We start from the raw sequence: 18533 nt of genomic DNA, 5'->3' as shown, positions 1-18533 counted from the left end.
GGTCCGGCCAGGGCGCTCGGTAATTCGACTTAGGCCCCTCGTGTGGAGAACATCACCACTGGCCGGACGGTCATGCGTGGATCGGGGGACGAAGATGGCGCGGCGGCGGCTCATCCGGGTCGAGGTCAGCGGGGAGTCGATGCTGCCCGCGCTGCGGCCCGGCGACTGGCTGCTGGTGCTGGCCGGCGGCCGGGTCGCGCCCGGGGACATCGTGGTCGCCGGGCACCCGCGCGAGCCGGGGCGGCTCATCGTCAAGCGGGCGGCGCACCGCAGCGGCGACGGCTGGTGGCTGGAGAGCGACAACCAGCGGGCGGCGGGCCGCCAGGACAGCTGGGACTTCGACGCGGTGCCCGACCGGCTGGTGCGCGGGCGGGTCGTCGCCCGGTACCGCCCGCTCGCGCGGGCGGGCCTGCTGCGGCGCGGCTAGTCCGGCGGTACCTCGGCGGTCACGCCGTTGCGCGGGGACCGGTGGGCGGCGACGTTCGGCCGGTCCGCGTGGTGCCGCGGGCAGTGCCGGCGGGCGCGGTCGGCCGTCGCGTCGAAGAAGACCCGGCCGCAGCCGTCGGCGCGGCAGACGCCGAGCCGGTCCAGGCCCTGGTCGCTGATCTTGACGGCGAGGCCCATCGCGGCCCGGGCCGCGAACCGGTCCGGGATCGAGCCGCCCTCGTTGACGTGCAGGTGCCAGCCGAGGCCGTCGTGGCCCGACACCTGCGGGTGGACGGGGTGCTGGATCAGCAGGGTGTTCAGGCGATCGATGGCGCCCTCCTCGTCGCCGGCGTCGGCGGCGACGAAGATCTCGCGCAGCTGGGCGCGCAGCCCCCGCATGGCGTCCAGGTCGCGGTGGGCGAGCCGGCCGACCATGTGCGGATGGGGCGCGAGCACCTCGCGCAGCCCATCGAGGTCACCGAGGGTGTCGGCGTCGCGCTGCTGCGTGTTGACGAGCTCGATCGCCAGGTCTGCGTAAGAGCCGAGGTCCACGTGCGCTCCCTGACGGAGTCGACCTGATGTGTGAAACGTAGGTGTGATTCCCCTATGTCGAGTATTACACCTCGAAGCCATGGGGAAGGGAGCGCGAGTCTCGTCAGGATATGAAATATCATCCGGGCGATGCGCGTGGTGACCATTAAATCATTCGCCGAACGGCCCGGCGGGCGCATGTTCCACGGCCGACCCGACGGTCCGTAGGAAACGCTGCGGCCCGTGCCACCGGTCGGGTGGTCACGGGCCGTCCGCGTGTCGGGCGCTGCCGCCCGGGGGGTCAGATCCGGGCGACGCCCTCTTCGCGCGCCTTCTCGGCGACCGCGGTGGTGACCGCGGGGGCGACGCGCTCGTCGAACGGGCCGGGGATCACGTAGTCGGCGGTGAGGTCGTCACCGACGATCGCGGCCAGCGCGTCCGCGGCGGCGAGCTTCATCCCCTCGGTGATCGAGTGGGCGCGCACGTTCATCGCGCCACGGAAGATCCCGGGGAAGGCGAGCACGTTGTTGATCTGGTTCGGGAAGTCGCTGCGGCCGGTGGCCACGACGCGGGCGTGCCTGCGGGCGACCTCGGGGTGCACCTCGGGGGTGGGGTTGGACAGCGCGAACACGATGGCGTTCTCGCTCATCGTGGCGACGCAGGACTCCTCGACGGTGCTGCCGGACAGGCCGATGAACACGTCGGCGCCGCGCAGCGCCTCCTCGGTGGAGCCGGTCAGCCGGGAGCGGTTGCTGATCTTGGCGATCCGCTCCTTGATCGGGTTGAGCCCGTCGCGGCCCTCGTAGATCAGGCCCTTGCTGTCCGACAGCGCGATGTCGCCGATGCCGGCCTCGATCAGCATGGTGGAGACCGCGATGCCCGACGCGCCCGCGCCGGCGACCACCGCGCGCAGCTCCGACAGCGGCTTGCCGACCAGGCGGGCGGCGTTCTTCAGGGCGGCCAGGGTGACGATGGCGGTGCCGTGCTGGTCGTCGTGGAAGACCGGGATGTCCAGCGCCTCGCGCAGCCGGTCCTCGATCTCGAAGCAGCGGGGGGCGCTGATGTCCTCGAGGTTGATGCCGCCGAAGCTCGGCGCGATCCGGATGACGGTGTCGACGATCTCGTCCACGTCGGTGGTGGCGAGCGCGATCGGCACCGAGTCGACCCCGGCGAACTCCTTGAACAGCAGTGACTTGCCCTCCATGACCGGCATGGAGGCGGCCGGGCCGATGTCGCCGAGGCCGAGCACGGCGGTGCCGTCGGTGACGACCGCGACGACCTTGGAGGTCCAGGTGTAGTCGTAGGCCAGGTCGGGGTTCTCGGCGATCGCGGTGCAGACGCGGGCCACACCGGGGGTGTAGGCGAGCGACAGGTCGTCGGCGTTGCGGACCGGGATGGTCGAGCGGACCTCCAGCTTGCCGCCGCGGTGCAGCGGGAAGGCCGGGTCGGTATCGAGGAAGGACGGTTCGGCGGGAACGGACTCAGCAGTCACAGCGACCCCTGTCAGAGAAATAGAAGTTCCGGGCGATGCCGAGGCGGTGGTGGTGTGGTGGCCGTCACCTGTGCGGACATCTCTCGCGACGTACGGGGGTCACCCGTTGTCCGATTGTGCCACATCGTCCGGCCGGGTCCAGGGCGGAACCGGGTGGCGGCCGTCACTGTTGACTTTTCGTGCGGAGATGCTCGCGTACCGTAATATTCCCAGGTGGGCGGTGATCATTCGCTGGGTCGCGTTGTTGTGCGATCGTTTCGGACCCTTAATCCAGAACACGCCATATGTGCGCCAAAATGTGCACTTAACCCGCGGATCTGTCCGGATCCGGCGACTCATCTGGAGGGGGACCTGTGATGACCGGTTCTCTGCGCCGTCACGCCATCGCGGCTGGCGCTCTCGTGCTGACGGGCGCCCTCGCGCTCACGGCCTGTGGCGACGACAAGGCCTCCGGTCCCGGCGGTGGCGCCAAGGTCACCCCGCAGGGCGGAGCCGACGCCAAGCTGACCGCGCTGGTGCCGGACTCGATCAAGTCCGACGGCAAGATCGTCATCGGCACCGACGCGTCCTACCCGCCCAACGAGTCGGTGGACGCGGCCACCCGCAAGATCACCGGCTGGGACGTGGAGCTGGCCGAGGCGATCGGGGTGAAGCTCGGCCTGAAGACCCAGTTCGAGAACGCCGGCTTCGACACCATCATCCCGGGCGTGCAGTCGGGCAAGTACGAGCTCGGCGTCTCCTCGTTCACCGACAACAAGGAGCGCGAGAAGGTCGTCGACTTCGTCACCTACTACTCGGCCGGCACCTCCTGGGCGGCGCTGAAGGGCAACCCCAAGGGCGTCAACCCCGACGACGCCTGCGGCAAGAACATCGGCGTGCAGCAGGGCACCGTCCAGGTCGAGGACCTGAAGGCGCGCAGCAAGAAGTGCACCGACGCCGGCAAGCCCGCCATCAACGCGGTGGTCCGCAAGCAGCAGACCGAGGTCAACAACGACCTGGTCGCGGGCAAGGTCGACGCGATGGCCGCCGACTCCCCGATCGTGGGCGGCGCCGCCAAGAAGACCGGCAAGCTGGACATCATCGGCCAGGCCTACGACACCGCGCCCTACGGCTACGCGATCGGCAAGAACGCCGGCCAGATGAAGGAGGCCGTGCTCGGCGCGGTCAAGTCCCTCATCGCCGACGGCACCTACAAGAAGATCCTGGAGAAGTGGGGCGTCGAGCAGGGCGCCATCACCGAACCGGTCCTCAACGGAGCCCAGAGCTGACGTCATGACAGTCTCCGTCTCCAAGGACGACGGCGGCGGGCGGCCCGAGACCATCCGGGCCGTCCCGGTCCGCCACCCCGGCCGCTGGGCGGGCGCGCTGGTCGTGCTCGTCCTGGCGGCGATGTTCGTCCACTTCCTGCTGACCAACAAGGCGCTCAACTGGCCCGAGCAGGGCAAGTTCCTGTTCTCCTCGGCCGTGCTGCACGGCCTGTGGAACACGATCTGGCTGACGCTGGCGGCCATGGTCGGCGGCGTCACCCTCGGCGTGATCCTCGCGCTGATGCGGATGTCGCCGAACCCGCTGATGAGCGGCGCCTCCTGGGTGTACCTGTGGTTCTTCCGCGGCACCCCGCTCTACACCCAGCTGCTCATCTGGGGCGCGATCGGCGCGCTGCTGCCGACGATCAGCATCGGCATCCCGTTCGGCCCGGAGTTCCACACCTGGCAGACCCAGAAGCTGATCAACGCGGCGCTGGCCGCGGCGCTCGGCCTGATCCTGAACGAGGCCGCCTACATGGCCGAGATCGTCCGGGCCGGCATCCTGTCGGTGGACGAGGGCCAGCAGGAGGCCGCGAGCGCGCTCGGCATGTCGCGGATGCAGACGATGCGCCGCATCGTGCTCCCGCAGGCGATGCGGGTGATCGTGCCGCCGACCGGCAACGAGACGATCTCCATGCTGAAGAACACCTCGCTGGTGGCGGCGGTGCCCTACGCCGAGCTCACCTGGACGTCCCAGACGATCTACGCCGAGACCTACCAGGTCATCCCGATGCTGGTGATGGCGTGCCTGTGGTACCTGTTCCTGTCCTCGCTGATGATGATCGGGCAGTTCTACCTGGAGCGCTACTTCGGCCGGGGCACGTCCCGGTCGCGGGCCGGCCGGTCGCGGCTGCGCACCCTCGGCATGCTGCGCCTAGGAGGTGGGGGATGACCGACACGGTTCCCGAGACCGACGGCCTGATGGTCAAGGCCGAGAAGGTGCACAAGTCCTTCGGCCGGGTGGAGGTGCTGAAGGGCATCGACCTGGAGGTCAAGCCCGGTGAGGTGATGTGCGTCATCGGCCCGTCCGGCTCCGGCAAGTCGACCTTCCTGCGCTGCATCAACCACCTGGAGAAGATCGACGCGGGCCGGCTGTGGGTGAACGGCCACCTGGTCGGCTACCGGCAGAAGGGCGACAAGCTCTACGAGCTGCGCGACAAGGAGGTGTCGGCGCAGCGCCGCGAGATCGGCATGGTGTTCCAGCGCTTCAACCTGTTCCCGCACATGACGGCGCTGGAGAACATCATCGAGGCGCCGGTCCGGGTGAAGAGGCAGTCCAAGGCGCAGGCCCGCGAGCGCGCCGGCGCGCTGCTGGAGCAGGTCGGGCTCGGCGACAAGGCGCGCAGCTACCCCGCGCAGCTGTCGGGCGGCCAGCAGCAGCGCGTCGCGATCGCGCGCGCCCTGGCCATGGAGCCGGCGCTGATGCTGTTCGACGAGCCGACCTCCGCGCTCGACCCCGAGCTGGTCGGGGACGTGCTGGCGGTCATGAAGCAGCTCGCCCTGGACGGCATGACGATGGTCGTGGTCACCCACGAGATCGGCTTCGCCCGCGAGGTCGGCGACTCGCTGGTGTTCATGGACGACGGCATCGTGGTGGAGAAGGGCAACCCCCGCGAGGTGCTGGCCAACCCGCAGCACCCGCGCACCCAGGACTTCCTCTCCAAGGTCCTGTAGCAGCGGTCCGGACGGCCCGCACCCGGCTCCGGGTGCGGGCCGTCCGGCTGCGTAGGGTGGGCGCCATGTTCGCTGTCACGGCTTCGCGTTTCGACAAAGACAACCCCCTGGACGGCCTGGAGCTCGGGGAGCGGCCCGAGCCCGTCGTGCCCGACGGCTGGACGACGGTCACGGTGAAGGCCGCCGCGCTCAACCACCACGACCTGTGGTCGCTGAAGGGCGTCGGCCTCGGCGAGGACAGGCTGCCGATGATCCTCGGCTGCGACGCCGCCGGCGTCGACGAGGACGGCAACGAGGTCATCGTGCACGCGGTGATCGGCGACCCGGCCCGCGGCGGCGGCGACGAGACGCTGGACCCCAAGCGGTCGCTGCTGTCGGAGGTGCACCCCGGCACGTTCGCCGAGAAGGTCGCGGTGCCGCGCCGCAACCTGGTGCCGAAGCCCGCCGAGCTGTCGTTCGAGGAGGCCGCGTGCCTGCCGACGGCGTGGCTGACGGCCTACCGGATGCTGTTCGACAAGGCCGGCCTGCAGCCGGGCGGCACCGTGCTGGTGCAGGGCGCGGGCGGCGGCGTCGCCACCGCCGCGATCGCCCTGGCCGCCGCGGCGGGCTTCCGCGTCTACGCCACCAGCCGCGACGAGGCCAAGCGCGAGCGGGCCGCCGGGCTCGGCGCCGACGGGGTGTTCGAGCCGGGCGCCCGGCTGCCCGAGCGGGTCGACGCGGTCATCGAGACCGTCGGCGAGGCGACCTGGTCGCACTCGCTGAAGTCGCTGCGGCCCGGCGGCCGGATCGTGGTGGCGGGCGCGACCAGCGGCCAGGTGCCGCCGGCCGAGCTGAACCGGGTCTTCTTCCTGCAGCTGTCGGTGGCCGGCTCCACCATGGGCACCCGCGACCAGCTGGAGCGGCTGGCGCGGTTCCTGGTGAAGACCGGCGTCCGGCCGCACATCGACCGGGTGCTGCCGCTGGCGCAGGCCCGCGAGGGGTTCGCCGCGATGGCCGGGGGCGACCTGTTCGGCAAGGTCGTCTTCACCCTCTGACGGGTCAGTCCTTGCGGAAGATCTCCCGGCGCAGGCGCTCGCGGGTCTCGGCGAGGAGGGCCTCGGCGGCGGCCAGCCCCTCCTCGTCCAGGCCGGCCCCCTTGGCCTGCTCGCGGACGTCCTCGACGAACCGGCCGAGGACGCGCTCCAGCTTCAGCCGGATGACGTCGTCCCTGGTGCCGGTCGCGGACTTCCACGCCTCCTCCCAGTTGCGGCGCCACTCCTCCTTCCAGCTCTGCTTCTGCTCCCGCCAGTGCTCCTTCTGGCGGCGCCACTCCTCCTTCTGGCGCTCGGTCGTCTCCTTCCAGGCGTCCTTGGAGGCGACGGTGTTCTCGGCGCGCATCGTGCGGGCGGCCTGGGTGAGCTCCTCGCGCAGCGAGCGGACGGTCTGCCGGACGTCCTGCTGCACCTCGCGGGCGAACTCCTGCGCCGAGGCGGAGATCTCCTCCTCCAGCTCGGCGAGCTCGTCCATCCGGCGCTCCAGCTCGGCGCGGCCCTTGTCGGTGAGGGTGTAGACCTTCTTGCCGCGCACCACCTCGTGGCTGACCAGGCCCTCGGCCTCCAGCCGGGCGAGCCGGGGGTAGATGGTGCCGGGGGAGGGGGAGTAGACCCCGAGGAACCGGTCCTGCAGGAGCCGGATCACCTCGTAGCCGTGCCGCGGGCTCTCCTCCAGCAGCTTGAGCAGGTACAGCCGCAGGCGGCCGTGGCCGAAGACGGGGCTCAACTCACTTCTCCATTCGCGGGGTGGTGATCTCTCCGGCGTCGTCGCCGGGGCGGGCGAGCAAGGTGACGCCGCCGGACACGGTGAGCACCGCCAGCCGTCCCGAGCCGTCGCCGATCTCGCCGGAGAGCTGCTGGGCGACGGGCCGCTCCGCGCGGCCGAGCCCGGCGAAGGAGCTGGCGATCCGCCCGGACGCCGAGTTCAGCGTGACGGTCGCGCCGGTGCTCTCGGGGACGCGCAGCGTCACCTCGCCCGACACCGTGTTGACCTCGACGCTGCCGGAGTCGCCGAGCTCGACGTCGGCGGCGATCCGGCCGCTGACCGAGCGGGCCGACAACCGCTGCACGGTGCCGCCGGCCAGGGACAGGTCGCCCGAGATCGACACGAAGTCGATCGAGCCGTCCAGGCCCTGCGCCTCGACCGCGCCGGACACGGTGTTGGCGTCCACCCGGCCGGTGACGCCGTCGATGGTGACCAGGCCGGAGGCGCTCTTGACCGAGGTGCGGGCGACGACCCCGCTCACCACCGCGTCGGCCGACACCAGGTTCAGCGTGACCGGGCACTCGCGCGGCACGGTGACGGTGATGTCGGCGCGCACCCGGTGGGAGCGCAGCAGGCTGAGCACGCCCTCCAGCAGCCGCTCGTGGCTGATCGTCAGCATGCCGGCCTCGTGCGTCACCGTCAGCGGCGCGCCGTCGACCCGGCTGATCTGCACCGAGGGCCGCTCGTCGGAGGCCAGCACCGAGATGCTGCCGGCGATGAGGGTGGTGCGCAGCGCCACCACCCCGTCGAAGTCCAGGGTGGTCGGTTCCTCGATGGTCCATCGCGACATCGCGGGATGCCTTTCGTCCGGGCGCTCGTGTCACCGAGGCGGGGGACCCGCCGTCGATAACACGATATGTCGCGTCACGGGAAAGTCAAGATGTATCGCGTTATTCGTCGTCGTCCTCGTCGTCCAGCCGGGCCAGCCAGGTCGCCAACCGCTCGACCGGCGTCTCGAACTCGGGGTTGAGATCGACGAACTCGCGCAGCCGCTCGGCCAGCCACTGCAGGCTGACCTCCTCGGCGCCGCGCCGGTCCGCCAGCTCCTCGATGCCCCGGTCGGTGAAGTACATCCGCCCCTCCTCGTGTGCGCAACGGCGAAGGCCCCGGTGCGCGACCGCGCACCGGAGCCTTCGGCCGTCAGCGTTACCGCGTGCTTACTGCTCGTCCGCACCGAACAGGCGGGCCAGCAGGGCCTCCTGCTCGGCCTGGTGCAGCTTGGCCGACCCCACCGCCGGGGACGACGACGCCGGGCGCGACACCCGCGACATCTTCAGCCCCTCGATGTGGTGCGGCAGCTTCAGCGCCATGAACGGCCAGGCGCCCATGTTGGCCGGCTCGTCCTGGACGAACACGACCTCGGTGTGCGCCGGGTACTTGGCCAGCTCGGCCTTGATCTCGTCGACCGGCGGCGGGTAGAGCCGCTCGACCCGCACCACCGCGGTGTCGGTGGCGCCCTTGGCGTCCCGCGCGGCGGCCACGTCGTAGTAGATCTTGCCGGTGGTCAGCAGCACCCGCTTCACCCCGGCCGGGTCGACCGCCGGGTTGGACTCGGGGATGACCGGCTGGAACACGCCGTCGGTGATCTGCTCGACCGTGGAGGTCGCCGCCTTCAGCCGCAGCAGCGACTTCGGCGTGAACACGATGAGCGGCTTGCCCCGCCCCGACAGCACCTGCCAGCGCAGCAGGTGGAAGTAGTTCGCCGGGGTGGTCGGGTAGACCACGGTCATGTTGTCCTGCGCGCACATCTGCAGGTAGCGCTCGATGCGCGCGGAGGAGTGGTCGGGGCCCTGGCCCTCGTAGCCGTGCGGCAGCAGCAGCACGACGCTGGAGCGCTGCCCCCACTTCTGCTCACCGGAGGAGATGTACTCGTCCAGCACCGACTGGGCGCCGTTGGCGAAGTCGCCGAACTGCGCCTCCCACGCCACCAGGGCGTCGGGGCGGGTCATGGAGTAGCCGTACTCGAAGCCCATCGCGGCGTACTCGCTGAGCAGCGAGTCGTGCACGTAGAACTTCGACACGCCCTGGCCGAACTGCTTGAGCGGGGTGTACTCCTCGCCGGACTTGCGGTCCACCAGCACCGCGTGCCGCTGGCCGAAGGTGCCGCGGCGCGAGTCCTGGCCGACCAGCCGCACCGGGTGGCCGTCGATCAGCAGCGAGCCGATCGCCAGCAGCTCGCCGGTCGCCCAGTCCAGCGCGTCGTCCTCGATGGACTGGACCCGGCGCTGCAGGATCGGCTGCAGGCGCGGGTGCACGCTGAAGCCCTCGGGCAGCGCGACCTGCGTCTGGATGATCTGCTTGACGGTCTCGGGGGAGATCGCGGTGCCCGCCGACGCGTGGTCGATCGGGATGCGCTCCTCCACGTCGGGCTTGACGACCGAGCCGGGCTCCAGCGGCTTCTTGACCGCCTCGCGGGTCTCGGTGAAGGCGCGCTCCAGCTGCTCCTGGTAGTCGCGCAGCGCCGCCTCGGCCTCCTCGACGGTGATGTCGCCGCGGCCGATCAGCGCCTCGGTGTAGAGCTTGCGCACCGAGCGCTTGGCGTCGATCAGGTCGTACATCAGCGGCTGGGTGAACGAGGGGTTGTCCGACTCGTTGTGGCCGCGCCGCCGGTAGCAGACCATGTCGATGACGACGTCCTTCTTGAACGTCTGGCGGTACTCGAAGGCCAGCCGCGCCACGCGGGCGCAGGCCTCGGGGTCGTCGCCGTTGACGTGGAAGATCGGCGCCTGGATCATCCGGGCCACGTCGGTGGAGTACACCGACGAGCGCGAGTACTCGGGGGCGGTGGTGAAGCCCACCTGGTTGTTGATCACCACGTGCACGGTGCCGCCGGTGCGGTAGCCGCGCAGCTGCGACAGGTTCAGGGTCTCGGCGACCACGCCCTGGCCGGCGAACGCGGCGTCGCCGTGGATCAGCACCGGCAGCACGCTGAAGCCGGCCTCGCCGACGTCCAGCAGGTCCTGCTTGGCGCGCACGACGCCCTCCAGGACCGGGTCGACGGTCTCCAGGTGCGAGGGGTTGGCGACCAGCTCGGTGTGGATCTTGGAGCCGTCGTCGGCCACGAAGTCGCCCGAGGCGCCCAGGTGGTACTTCACGTCGCCCGAGCCCTGCGCGCTGCGCGGGTCCAGGTTGCCCTCGAACTCGCCGAAGATCTGCCCGTAGGACTTGCCGACGATGTTGGCCAGGACGTTCAGCCGGCCGCGGTGGGCCATGCCGATGACGACCTCGTCCAGGTGCGCCTTGGCCGCGGCGGAGATCACCGAGTCCAGCAGCGGGATGACCGACTCGCCGCCCTCCAGCGAGAACCGCTTCTGGCCGACGAACTTGGTCTGCAGGAACGTCTCGAACGCCTCGGCGCTGTTCAGCCGGCGCAGCACGTGCAGCTGCTCCTCGCGCGAGGGCTTGTCGTGCGGGACCTCCACGCGCTCCTGGATCCAGGCGCGCTCCTCGGGGTCCTGGATGTGCATGTACTCGATGCCGACGGTGCGGCAGTAGGCCATGCGCAGCACGCCGAGGATGTCGCGCAGCTTCATCGTCGGCTCGCCGCCGAACCCGCCGGTGGCGAACTCGCGCTCCAGGTCCCACAGGGTCAGGCCGTGCTGCAGGATGTCCAGGTCGGGGTGGCGGCGCTGCTTGTACTCCAGCGGGTCGGTGTCGGCCATCAGGTGGCCGCGGACCCGGTAGGCGTGGATCAGCTCGTGCACCCGGGCGACCTTGGCCACGTCGTCCTCGTGGCTGGCCGAGATGTCCTTGACCCAGCGCACCGGCTCGTACGGGATGCGCAGCGCCTCGAAGATCTCGTCGTAGAAGCCGTCCTCGCCGAGCAGCAGCTGGTGGATCCGGCGCAGGAAGTCGCCCGACTGGGCGCCCTGGATGATCCGGTGGTCGTAGGTCGAGGTGACCGTCATGACCTTGCTGATGCCCATCCGGGCCAGGGTGTCCTCGGACGCGCCGGCGAACTCGGCCGGGTACTCCATCGCGCCGACGCCGATGATCGTGCCCTGCCCCGGCATGAGGCGCGGCACCGAGTGCACGGTGCCGATGGTGCCGGGGTTGGTCAGGCTGATCGTGGTGCCCTGGAAGTCCTCCAGGGTGAGCTTGTTGCCGCGCGCCTTGCGCACGATCTCCTCGTAGGCGGCCCAGAACTGGCGGAAGTCCAGCGTCTCGGCGGCCTTGATGCTCGGCACCACGAGCTGGCGCTGGCCGTCGCTCTTCTGCAGGTCGATGGCGAGGCCGAAGTTGACGTGCTCGGGCCGGATCAGCACCGGCTTGCCGTCGACCTCGGTGAACGCGGCGTTCATCTCCGGCATCGCGGCCAGGGCCTTGACGATGGCGTAGCCGATCAGGTGGGTGAAGGAGACCTTGCCGCCGCGACCGCGCTTGAGGTGATTGTTGATCACGATGCGGTTGTCGATCAGCAGCTTGGCCGGGATCGCCCGCACGCTGGTGGCGGTGGGGACCGCCAGGCTGGCCTCCATGTTGGTGGCGGTCCGGGCCGCCACGCCGCGCAACCGGACCTCCTCGGCGCCCGCGGGCACCGGGGGCGGGGCGGGCTTGGTCGCGGCCGGCGTCGCGGGGGGCTTCGGCTCCGCCTTCGCGGGGGCCTTGGCCGGCGCCTGCTGCGCTGTCGGCGGAGCGGCCGCGCTGCCGTTGGCGGCCTTGGGGGGCGCGCCGTCGGCGCTGGCCTTCGGGGCCTCGGCGGTCGTCGCGGCCGGCCGGGAGTCCGGCTGGTAGTCCGCGAAGAAGTTCCACCAGGCTTCATCAACCGAGTTCGGGTCTTCGAGGTACTTCTGGTACAGCTCGTCGACCAGCCACTCGTTGGCACCGAAGTCGGTCATCTTTGGGTCGGCACTTGTATGCGACGACTCTGTCGACACGGCGGAGATCGCCCTCTTCCGCAGCTCGCAGGTGAGTTCTGAGACGAGTCAAGGCTACTCTCACTTGCGACACACCCGGTCCAGTGCGGGCGACCTCCGCCGATCAGGCAGCGGTGGGATCCCCGTCCGCGCCGGGTCAGTGGCTGTGCGGCGCGACGGTCGGGCCCTCGCTCGCCTGCACCAGCACGAAGCCCTGCCCCTGGAAGGCCAGCTGCATGGCCTCGCCGCTGCCGCGGCCGATCAGCGCGCCCGCCTTGAAGGTGCGGTTCACGCCGACCTGCAGGCTGGTGCTCCAGGCCACCGCGGACTGGCCGTCGGCGAACGTGGGGGCGCGGCCGGCGTCCAGCATGACCGGGGTGCCGAGGGCGTGCAGCGCGACCCAGCCGGTGCCGCCGATGGTGGTGTTGAACAGCCCGCCCGCCGCGATGCCGGCGCCCTGCACCCGCTGGATGTCGGCCTGCAGGTGCGCGTCGTAGGCGAGGATGTTCGCGCCGTTGACGGTGATCTGCTCGTTCTCCAGGTAGAAAAGGTGGATGTCCTCGGCGTTGTGCGCGAGGAACAGCAGCCCCTGGCCCTTGGCGCGCATCAGCGGCGCGCCCTCGCCGGTCAGGGCCTTCTTCAGGAACTTGCCGACGCCGCCGGCGCCCTGGTACTCGAAGTCCATCTGGCCCTGGAAGGCGACCATGGAGCCCTGGCGGGCGATGACGTCCCCGTTCAGGTGCACCCGGAGCATCTTGGAATTCTGCAGGGCGAAGTGACCGGGAAGCTGCTCCTGGTCCATGTTGCCGAAGAACGAGCTGCGCATCGCTGGGCCTCTCCTCGAAGATCGAACGGACGAAGCGCCAGCATAATGACGTCTCCGGGATGATCCGCCGGGTTCAGCGAGACCAGTCGATCTTCGGGCCGAGCGGCACCACGCCCGACGGGTTCACGTTGCGCTGCGTCGCGTAGTAGTGCCGTTTGATCTGGTCCAGGTCGGTGGTCTCGCCGAACGCCGGGATCGCGTGCAGGTCGCGTGCGTAACGCCACAGGTTCGGGTAGTCGGCCAGGCGCCGCAGGTTGCACTTGAAGTGCGCGTGGTAGACGGTGTCGAACCGCGCGAGCGTCGGATAGAGGCGCACGTCGGACTCGGTGAGGTCGTCGCCGAACAGGAAGCGGCGGCCGGCCAGGCGCTCCTCCAGCGCGTCCAGGGACGCGAACAGCGCCGTCACCGCTTCTTCGTAGGCGGCCTGGGCGGTGGCGAAGCCCGCCTTGTAGACGCCGTTGTTGACGGTCGCGTAGACCAGCGCGTTCAGCTCGTCGATCTCCGCGCGCAGCGCCGCCGGGTACAGGTCGGGCGCGCCGGGCGCGTGCCAGGCGGTGAACTCGGTCTCCATCATCGTGGTGATGGCGGGGAAGTCGTTGGTGACCAGCCGGCCGGTGCCGGTGTCCCACACGCAGGGGACGGTGTAGCGGCCCTGGTAGCCGGGGTCGGTGGCCAGGTACAGCTCGGACAGGAACGTCGCGCCGGTGACCGGGTCGGGTTCGGGGAAGCGCCAGCCGCGCTCGTCGCGGATCGGGTCGACCACGCCGACGCCGATGGCGTCCTCCAGCCCGAGCAGGCGGCGGACGATCAGCGTCCGGTGCGCCCACGGGCAGGCGTAGGAGACCAGCAGCCGGTACCGGCCCGGCTCGGCCGGGAAGCCGCTGCCCCCGTCGGCCGTTATGCGGTCGGTGAAGCGGTTGGCCTGGCGGACGAACGAACCGCCCGCGAACTCCTGAACGCTCATGTTCGTCTCCTCCTATGGGGCGCACATCCATCCAACCTCAGGGGGATCCGGGCCCGGAAGGCCGCGGATACGATTGCGGCGTCAGGCAGGCCGGCGGACGAAAGGCGAGCGGGGGACGCATGCTGGAGCAATTCAACGTCTTGGTGGACGGGCTGCCGCCAGGGCTGATCTACCTCCTCATCGCGTTCCTGGTGTTCGCCGAGGCCGCCCTGTTCTTCGGCTTCGTGTTCCCCGGCGAGACCGCGATCGTGGTCGGCGGCGTGCTGGCCAGCCAGGGCAAGCTGTCGCTGCCGCTGCTGCTGGCGATCTCGGTGGCCGCGGCGGTCGTCGGCGACTCGGTCGGGTACGAGATCGGCCGCCGCTACGGCGTCCGGCTGCTGGACACCAAGCCGATGACCAAGCACCGGGTCAAGGTCGGCAAGGCCCAGGACCTGATCCGGCGGCGCGGCGCGTTCGCGGTGTTCATCGGCCGGTTCACCGCGCTGCTGCGCGCCCTGATGCCGGCCCTGGTCGGCGCCTCGCGGCTGCCCTATTCCAAGTTCCTGCTGTTCAACGTCATCGGCGGCGTGGTGTGGGTGTGCACCTTCACCCTCGGCGGCTACTACGCGGGCGAGGCGTTCGACCACGCCGCCAAGCTCGCCGGGCGCGGGCTGGCGATCGCGCTGGCCGTCGCGGTGGTCGCGGCGATCGTGGTGTGGAGCGTGCGCAAGCACCGCCGCGAGAACGCCGTGGAGGAGGAGGCCGAGGCCACCGCGCCCGAGCCCGCCCAGACCGGCACCTGACCGGCGCTCATCCGCCCAGGCAGCGGCCGGTGATCGGCGGCAGGTCCAGGAAGGTGCGGATGCCCGGTTCGGCGGCGCACACCACCGGGACCGCGTTCAGCGCGTGCGCGGCCGCCGCCGCGATGCCGCTGGTCACCCAGTCCCCGCCGGTGGTCAGCGTGATCGACGGGCGGCCCTCCACCCGGACCGCGTAGCCCGGCGGCCCCCACTCGTGGCTGCGCGCGGCGTCGGCCTTGTGCACCACCTCCAGGGTGATGACGGGCCGCCCGCCCGCCATCCCCGAGAACGTCCAGCGCGCGGCGGCGACGGTGCCCGCCGGGATCGTCCCGGCCGCGACGGTGAGGTCCTGGCCGGTCAGCCGGTGGTCGACGTCCAGGTCCACCTCGTCCAGCTCCAGCCCGAGCCCGGCCGCGACCAGGTGCAGGCTGTCGCCGAACAGCGACCGCATGATGGCGCGGGCGGGCCGCAGCGCGCGCAGGTAGGCGTCCTCGTCCCGGCCGAAGCCGACCATGTCGTGCACCATCCGCCAGGACGGGTGGCCGGCGAAGTCCGAGCACTCGCGGGCGTACACGTGGGTGATCTGCCGGGACAGCCGCGACAGCATCAGCGGCATCAGGTCCGACATGAAGCCGGGGTTGACGCCGGTGCCGTGCAGCGAGGTCCCGCCGCGCTTGCAGGCGTCGGTCAGCTCGGCGACCAGGCGCGGGCCGTGCGCGTGCGGGTAGACGTAGCCGTTGGTGGCGACGACGTTCTTGCCCGAGGCGAGCAGCGCGCAGACGGTCTCCAGGTCGGCGAACGGATCGCCGGGGGCGGGGGCGTAGACGACGCAGTCGGCGTCCAGCTCCAGGATCTCGCCGGGGTCGGCGGTCGCCGCGACGCCCGCCGGGCCGCGCCCGGCCAGCGTGCCGGCGTCCACGCCCGCCTTGGCCTCGTCGTACACCCGCACGCCCGCCAGTTCCAGGTCCGGCCGCTCCAGCACGCCGCGGATCACGCTGCGGCCGAGGGCGCCGGTCGCCCACTGCACGACCCGGAGAGGACGAGCGCTCATACCGGGGACCTCCAGGCTCGCGGGCAGGCGGGGTGGGTGAGGACACTACGCCGACAGACCGTCCGAAACCGGTATTCAGGTCAACTTCCCCAGGGATTCCCCGAAATCCGGGGGGCGAAGCCGAGCGGCGTTCGGTCGGCGTGGTACCACTGGGTAACCCGTGGGTGATTACCTCCGGGGCACGCAGTCGGTGCGATGTGAGGAGAACAGGGATGACGGAACTGCGCTACGACGGCCGCGTCGCGGTCGTGACCGGGGCCGGGCACGGCCTGGGCCGCCAGCACGCGCTGGAGCTGGCCGCGCGCGGCGCCAAGGTCGTCGTCAACGACCTGGGCGGCGACCGCACCGGCGCCGGCGCCTCGGCGGGCCCGGCCGAGCAGGTCGTGGAGGAGATCAGGAAGAACGGCGGCGAGGCCGTCGCCGACGCCGGCAACGTGGCCACCACCGAGGGCGCGCAGGGCCTGATCCAGGCCGCGCTGGACACCTTCGGCAAGGTCGACATCGTCATCAACAACGCGGGCATCCTGCGCGACAAGTCGTTCAAGAACATGTCGGTCGAGGAGTTCGACTCGGTCATCGCGGTGCACCTGCGCGGCTCGTTCCTGGTCGCCAGCGCCGCCTGGGCGCACCTGCGCGAGCAGGGCTACGGCCGCATCGTCAACACCTCCTCGCCGGCCGGCCTGTTCGGCAACTTCGGCCAGGCCAACTACGCCACCGCCAAGATGGGCCTGGTCGGCTTCACCAAGACGCTCGCGCACGAGGGCGCCAAGTACAACATCAAGGCCAACGCGATCGCCCCGGTCGCCTGGACCCGGATGACCGAGGACCTGCTGCCGGCCGACTTCGCCGACAAGCTCGGCGTGGACCAGGTCACCCCGCTGGTGGCCTACCTGGCGCACGAGGAGAACCCCGACTCGGGCGAGGTCTACACCGTCGGCGGCGGCCGCATCGCCAAGATCTTCGTGGCGGAGGGCCCCGGCTACGGCCAGAAGGAGACGCTGTCGGTGGAGGCCGTCCGCGACAACTGGGCCGCGATCAACTCGGCCGACCCGCTCACGGTGTTCAAGAACGTCGGCGAGCAGATGGGGCCGCTGATCCAGCAGCTCACCTCCTGAGCCGTTGGCTGGTCTGCGGCTGGACCGGGGGGACGGGGTGCTCACCATCACCCTGTCCCGCCCGGAGCGCCTGAACGCCGTCGACGGAGAAGTCACCGAGGAGATGCTCGACGTCCTGCACGGGCTGATGCGCGACGAGGCGACCGGCGTCGTCGTGCTCACCGGCGAGGGGCGCGGCTTCTGCTCGGGGATGGACCTGCAGGGCGGCGACCCCGGCAGCGGTGACGAGGGCAGGGTCCAACGGATCTATCGGGGCATCGCGCGCGGCGGCGAGGTGACGGCGCGGCTGCGGGAGATCCCGCAGCCGGTCATCGCGGCGCTGCACGGCCCGGTGGCCGGGATGGGCGTGGCCTGGGCGCTCGCCTGCGACCTGCGGGTGGCCGACCCGACCACCCGGTTCGTGCTGCCGTTCACCGATCTCGGCCTGTCAGCGGGGGACTGCGGCCTGTCGTGGCTGCTGCCCCGGCTGGTCGGCCCCGCCCGCGCGGCCGAGCTCGGCTACCGCGCGCAGCGGCTGGACGTGGCGCGGGCGGACGCCCTCGGCCTCGTCACCGAGATCACCGAGGAGGGCGGGGACCTGGCAGGAGCCCGCGCGCTCGCCGCGGAACTGCTCACCAAGTCCCCCTACGGCCTGCGGCGCACCAAGGAGCTGCTGAACGCGTCCCTGGACGCGCCGGGCCTGCGCCGGCAGCTGGCGATGGAGACCGGCGTGCAGACGCTGGCCTTCTTCACCGAGGACCTGGCCGAGGGCATGACGGCGCGGCTGCGGAAGCGGCCGCCGGAGTTCAAGAACCGCTGACACCGCCGCCGGCCCGCACGCGCGTGCGGGCCGGCGGCGCCGGTCAGCCGGCCAGCGCGCCGGCCAGGGCCTCGACGTAGCGCAGCGCGGCGAGCCGGGCGAGCGCCGGGTGCGGGCCGAGCGGCGCGGAGTGCCCGGCGCCGATCGCGGCGGCCGCCGCGGCGAGCCGCCCGACCTCGGGCTCGTGCCCGATCAGGTGCGGGGCGATCGCGACGGTCGACACGCCGGAGGCGCGCAGCTGGCCGGCGGCGGCGCGCAGCGCGCCCTCGTCGGCGAGCGGGGCGGTGAAGACCGGCGAGGCGAGCCGGGAGGCCAGCAGCACGCTGGTCACCTCGGCCTGGCGCACCGCGGCGTGGTCGCCCGGCGTGCCCACCAGCACGCCGCCCGCCTCGGTCACCATCGTCATCATCCGGATCCGGTCGGCGCGGGCGAGGCCGGCGTCGGCCAGCCGGTCGTGCAGCGCCTCGGCGATGAGCGGGTGCGGGCCGAGCGGCTCGGCCGCCAGCACCGGCACCGGCGCGTTCGCCGCGTGGTGGCGCACCGCGGCGTCCACCGCCGGGTCCGGGACGGTGCTGAACGGCACCACCACCGCGGCCGGCTCGTCGGGACGGTGCTGCCGCAGGCCGGCCAGCAGCGGCCCGAGGGCCGCCTCCTCGCCGTCCAGGTGCCCGACCAGGGCCGGCTGGCCGGTGTGCTCCAGCTCCACCAGCCGGGCGATCTCGGCGGCGATGCCCGCGCCGGGGTGGCGGGCGGGGGCGGGGACCGCGAGGACCAGGGCGGGGGAGCCGGGGGGCAGCAGGAAGGATTCGTCGCCGCGGTGCCGCCCGCCGCGGGGGGTGCGGCGGCGGCGCGACGGAAGTGCCTCGGATGCCTGGCTTTCGGGACTCACGCCGCGAATGGTAACGCTGTCGGTGCG

General features: G+C 71.5%; 18 protein-coding genes. 8 read left to right on the top strand and 10 right to left on the bottom strand.

The genetic code is table 11. From position 1 onward, the window contains the following. The first annotated feature begins 76 nt into the window (after positions 1–76). Positions 77–427, top strand: coding sequence for a S24 family peptidase (locus ACRB68_RS07120; RefSeq protein WP_328593863.1), 351 nt, complete (start codon positions 77–79; stop codon positions 425–427). Here the strand turns inward: ACRB68_RS07120 and ACRB68_RS07115 are convergent. After that, on the bottom strand, positions 424–978 hold the full coding sequence (locus tag ACRB68_RS07115) for an ABATE domain-containing protein (protein WP_328593862.1): 555 nt from the start codon (positions 976–978) through the stop codon (positions 424–426). The two genes, ACRB68_RS07120 and ACRB68_RS07115, sit on opposite strands and share 4 nt — an antisense overlap. A gap of 280 nt (positions 979–1258) precedes the next feature. After that, complete coding sequence (locus tag ACRB68_RS07110; RefSeq protein ID WP_328593861.1) at positions 1259–2449, bottom strand: NAD(P)-dependent malic enzyme; 1191 nt, start codon at positions 2447–2449, stop codon at positions 1259–1261. Positions 2450–2805: 356 nt separating this feature from the next. Between ACRB68_RS07110 and ACRB68_RS07105 the strand changes: the two genes are divergently transcribed. The 4 genes from ACRB68_RS07105 to ACRB68_RS07090 all read left to right on the top strand — a co-directional run bounded on the left by ACRB68_RS07105 (position 2806) and on the right by ACRB68_RS07090 (position 6464). Continuing rightward, positions 2806–3717: an ABC transporter substrate-binding protein gene (locus ACRB68_RS07105; RefSeq protein ID WP_153531330.1), complete on the top strand. Its 912-nt coding sequence runs from the start codon at positions 2806–2808 to the stop codon at positions 3715–3717. A 4-nt stretch (positions 3718–3721) separates the two neighbouring features. Continuing rightward, a complete protein-coding gene (locus ACRB68_RS07100) occupies positions 3722–4648 on the top strand; it encodes an amino acid ABC transporter permease (RefSeq protein ID WP_153531329.1) in 927 nt (308 codons plus the stop codon). Beyond that, complete coding sequence (locus ACRB68_RS07095; RefSeq protein WP_328593860.1) at positions 4645–5430, top strand: amino acid ABC transporter ATP-binding protein; 786 nt, start codon at positions 4645–4647, stop codon at positions 5428–5430. Before ACRB68_RS07100 ends, ACRB68_RS07095 begins: the two co-directional genes overlap by 4 nt. A gap of 65 nt (positions 5431–5495) precedes the next feature. Then, positions 5496–6464, top strand: coding sequence for a zinc-binding dehydrogenase (locus ACRB68_RS07090; protein ID WP_153531328.1), 969 nt, complete (start codon positions 5496–5498; stop codon positions 6462–6464). A gap of 4 nt (positions 6465–6468) precedes the next feature. Here ACRB68_RS07090 and ACRB68_RS07085 read toward each other — a convergent pair whose 3' ends face one another. The 6 genes from ACRB68_RS07085 to ACRB68_RS07060 form a co-directional block, all read right to left on the bottom strand. Then, positions 6469–7188: a PadR family transcriptional regulator gene (locus ACRB68_RS07085; RefSeq protein WP_153531327.1), complete on the bottom strand. Its 720-nt coding sequence runs from the start codon at positions 7186–7188 to the stop codon at positions 6469–6471. A gap of 1 nt (position 7189) precedes the next feature. Then, on the bottom strand, positions 7190–8017 hold the full coding sequence (locus ACRB68_RS07080) for a DUF4097 family beta strand repeat-containing protein (protein ID WP_153531326.1): 828 nt from the start codon (positions 8015–8017) through the stop codon (positions 7190–7192). A gap of 100 nt (positions 8018–8117) precedes the next feature. Then, on the bottom strand, positions 8118–8300 hold the full coding sequence (locus ACRB68_RS07075; RefSeq protein ID WP_153531325.1) for a DUF6104 family protein: 183 nt from the start codon (positions 8298–8300) through the stop codon (positions 8118–8120). A gap of 84 nt (positions 8301–8384) precedes the next feature. Further along, positions 8385–12065 (bottom strand): multifunctional oxoglutarate decarboxylase/oxoglutarate dehydrogenase thiamine pyrophosphate-binding subunit/dihydrolipoyllysine-residue succinyltransferase subunit, encoded by a 3681-nt coding sequence (locus ACRB68_RS07070; RefSeq protein ID WP_235958766.1) that lies wholly within the window; start codon positions 12063–12065, stop codon positions 8385–8387. A gap of 175 nt (positions 12066–12240) precedes the next feature. Further along, on the bottom strand, positions 12241–12909 hold the full coding sequence (locus ACRB68_RS07065) for an AIM24 family protein (RefSeq protein ID WP_153531323.1): 669 nt from the start codon (positions 12907–12909) through the stop codon (positions 12241–12243). A gap of 73 nt (positions 12910–12982) precedes the next feature. Next, positions 12983–13873 (bottom strand): glutathione S-transferase family protein, encoded by an 891-nt coding sequence (locus ACRB68_RS07060; RefSeq protein WP_153531322.1) that lies wholly within the window; start codon positions 13871–13873, stop codon positions 12983–12985. Between the two features lie 119 nt (positions 13874–13992). Between ACRB68_RS07060 and ACRB68_RS07055 the strand changes: the two genes are divergently transcribed. Further along, the gene (locus ACRB68_RS07055; RefSeq protein ID WP_153531321.1) at positions 13993–14655 is read left to right on the top strand and encodes a DedA family protein; all 663 of its coding nucleotides are present in this window, start codon (positions 13993–13995) and stop codon (positions 14653–14655) included. Positions 14656–14662: 7 nt separating this feature from the next. Here ACRB68_RS07055 and ACRB68_RS07050 read toward each other — a convergent pair whose 3' ends face one another. Next, positions 14663–15703 (bottom strand): NAD(P)H-dependent amine dehydrogenase family protein, encoded by a 1041-nt coding sequence (locus ACRB68_RS07050; protein ID WP_153531320.1) that lies wholly within the window; start codon positions 15701–15703, stop codon positions 14663–14665. 212 nt (positions 15704–15915) lie between these two features. Between ACRB68_RS07050 and ACRB68_RS07045 the strand changes: the two genes are divergently transcribed. Beyond that, entirely contained in the window at positions 15916–16818 is a 903-nt protein-coding gene (locus ACRB68_RS07045; RefSeq protein ID WP_153531319.1) for an SDR family oxidoreductase, read from the top strand. A 4-nt stretch (positions 16819–16822) separates the two neighbouring features. Further along, positions 16823–17617 carry an enoyl-CoA hydratase/isomerase family protein gene (locus ACRB68_RS07040; protein ID WP_153531318.1) on the top strand — a complete coding sequence of 265 codons (795 nt, stop codon included), beginning with the start codon at positions 16823–16825 and terminating at the stop codon, positions 17615–17617. Positions 17618–17660: 43 nt separating this feature from the next. Here the strand turns inward: ACRB68_RS07040 and ACRB68_RS07035 are convergent, their stop codons facing one another. Next, positions 17661–18506: a sirohydrochlorin chelatase gene (locus ACRB68_RS07035; RefSeq protein WP_235958763.1), complete on the bottom strand. Its 846-nt coding sequence runs from the start codon at positions 18504–18506 to the stop codon at positions 17661–17663. Between the last annotated feature and the right edge of the window lie 27 nt (positions 18507–18533).

Source organism: Actinomadura macrotermitis (assembly GCF_009604375.1).
Classification (GTDB): Bacteria; Actinomycetota; Actinomycetes; order Streptosporangiales; family Streptosporangiaceae; genus Spirillospora; species Spirillospora macrotermitis.
This window is presented reverse-complemented; position numbering and strand designations above follow the sequence as displayed.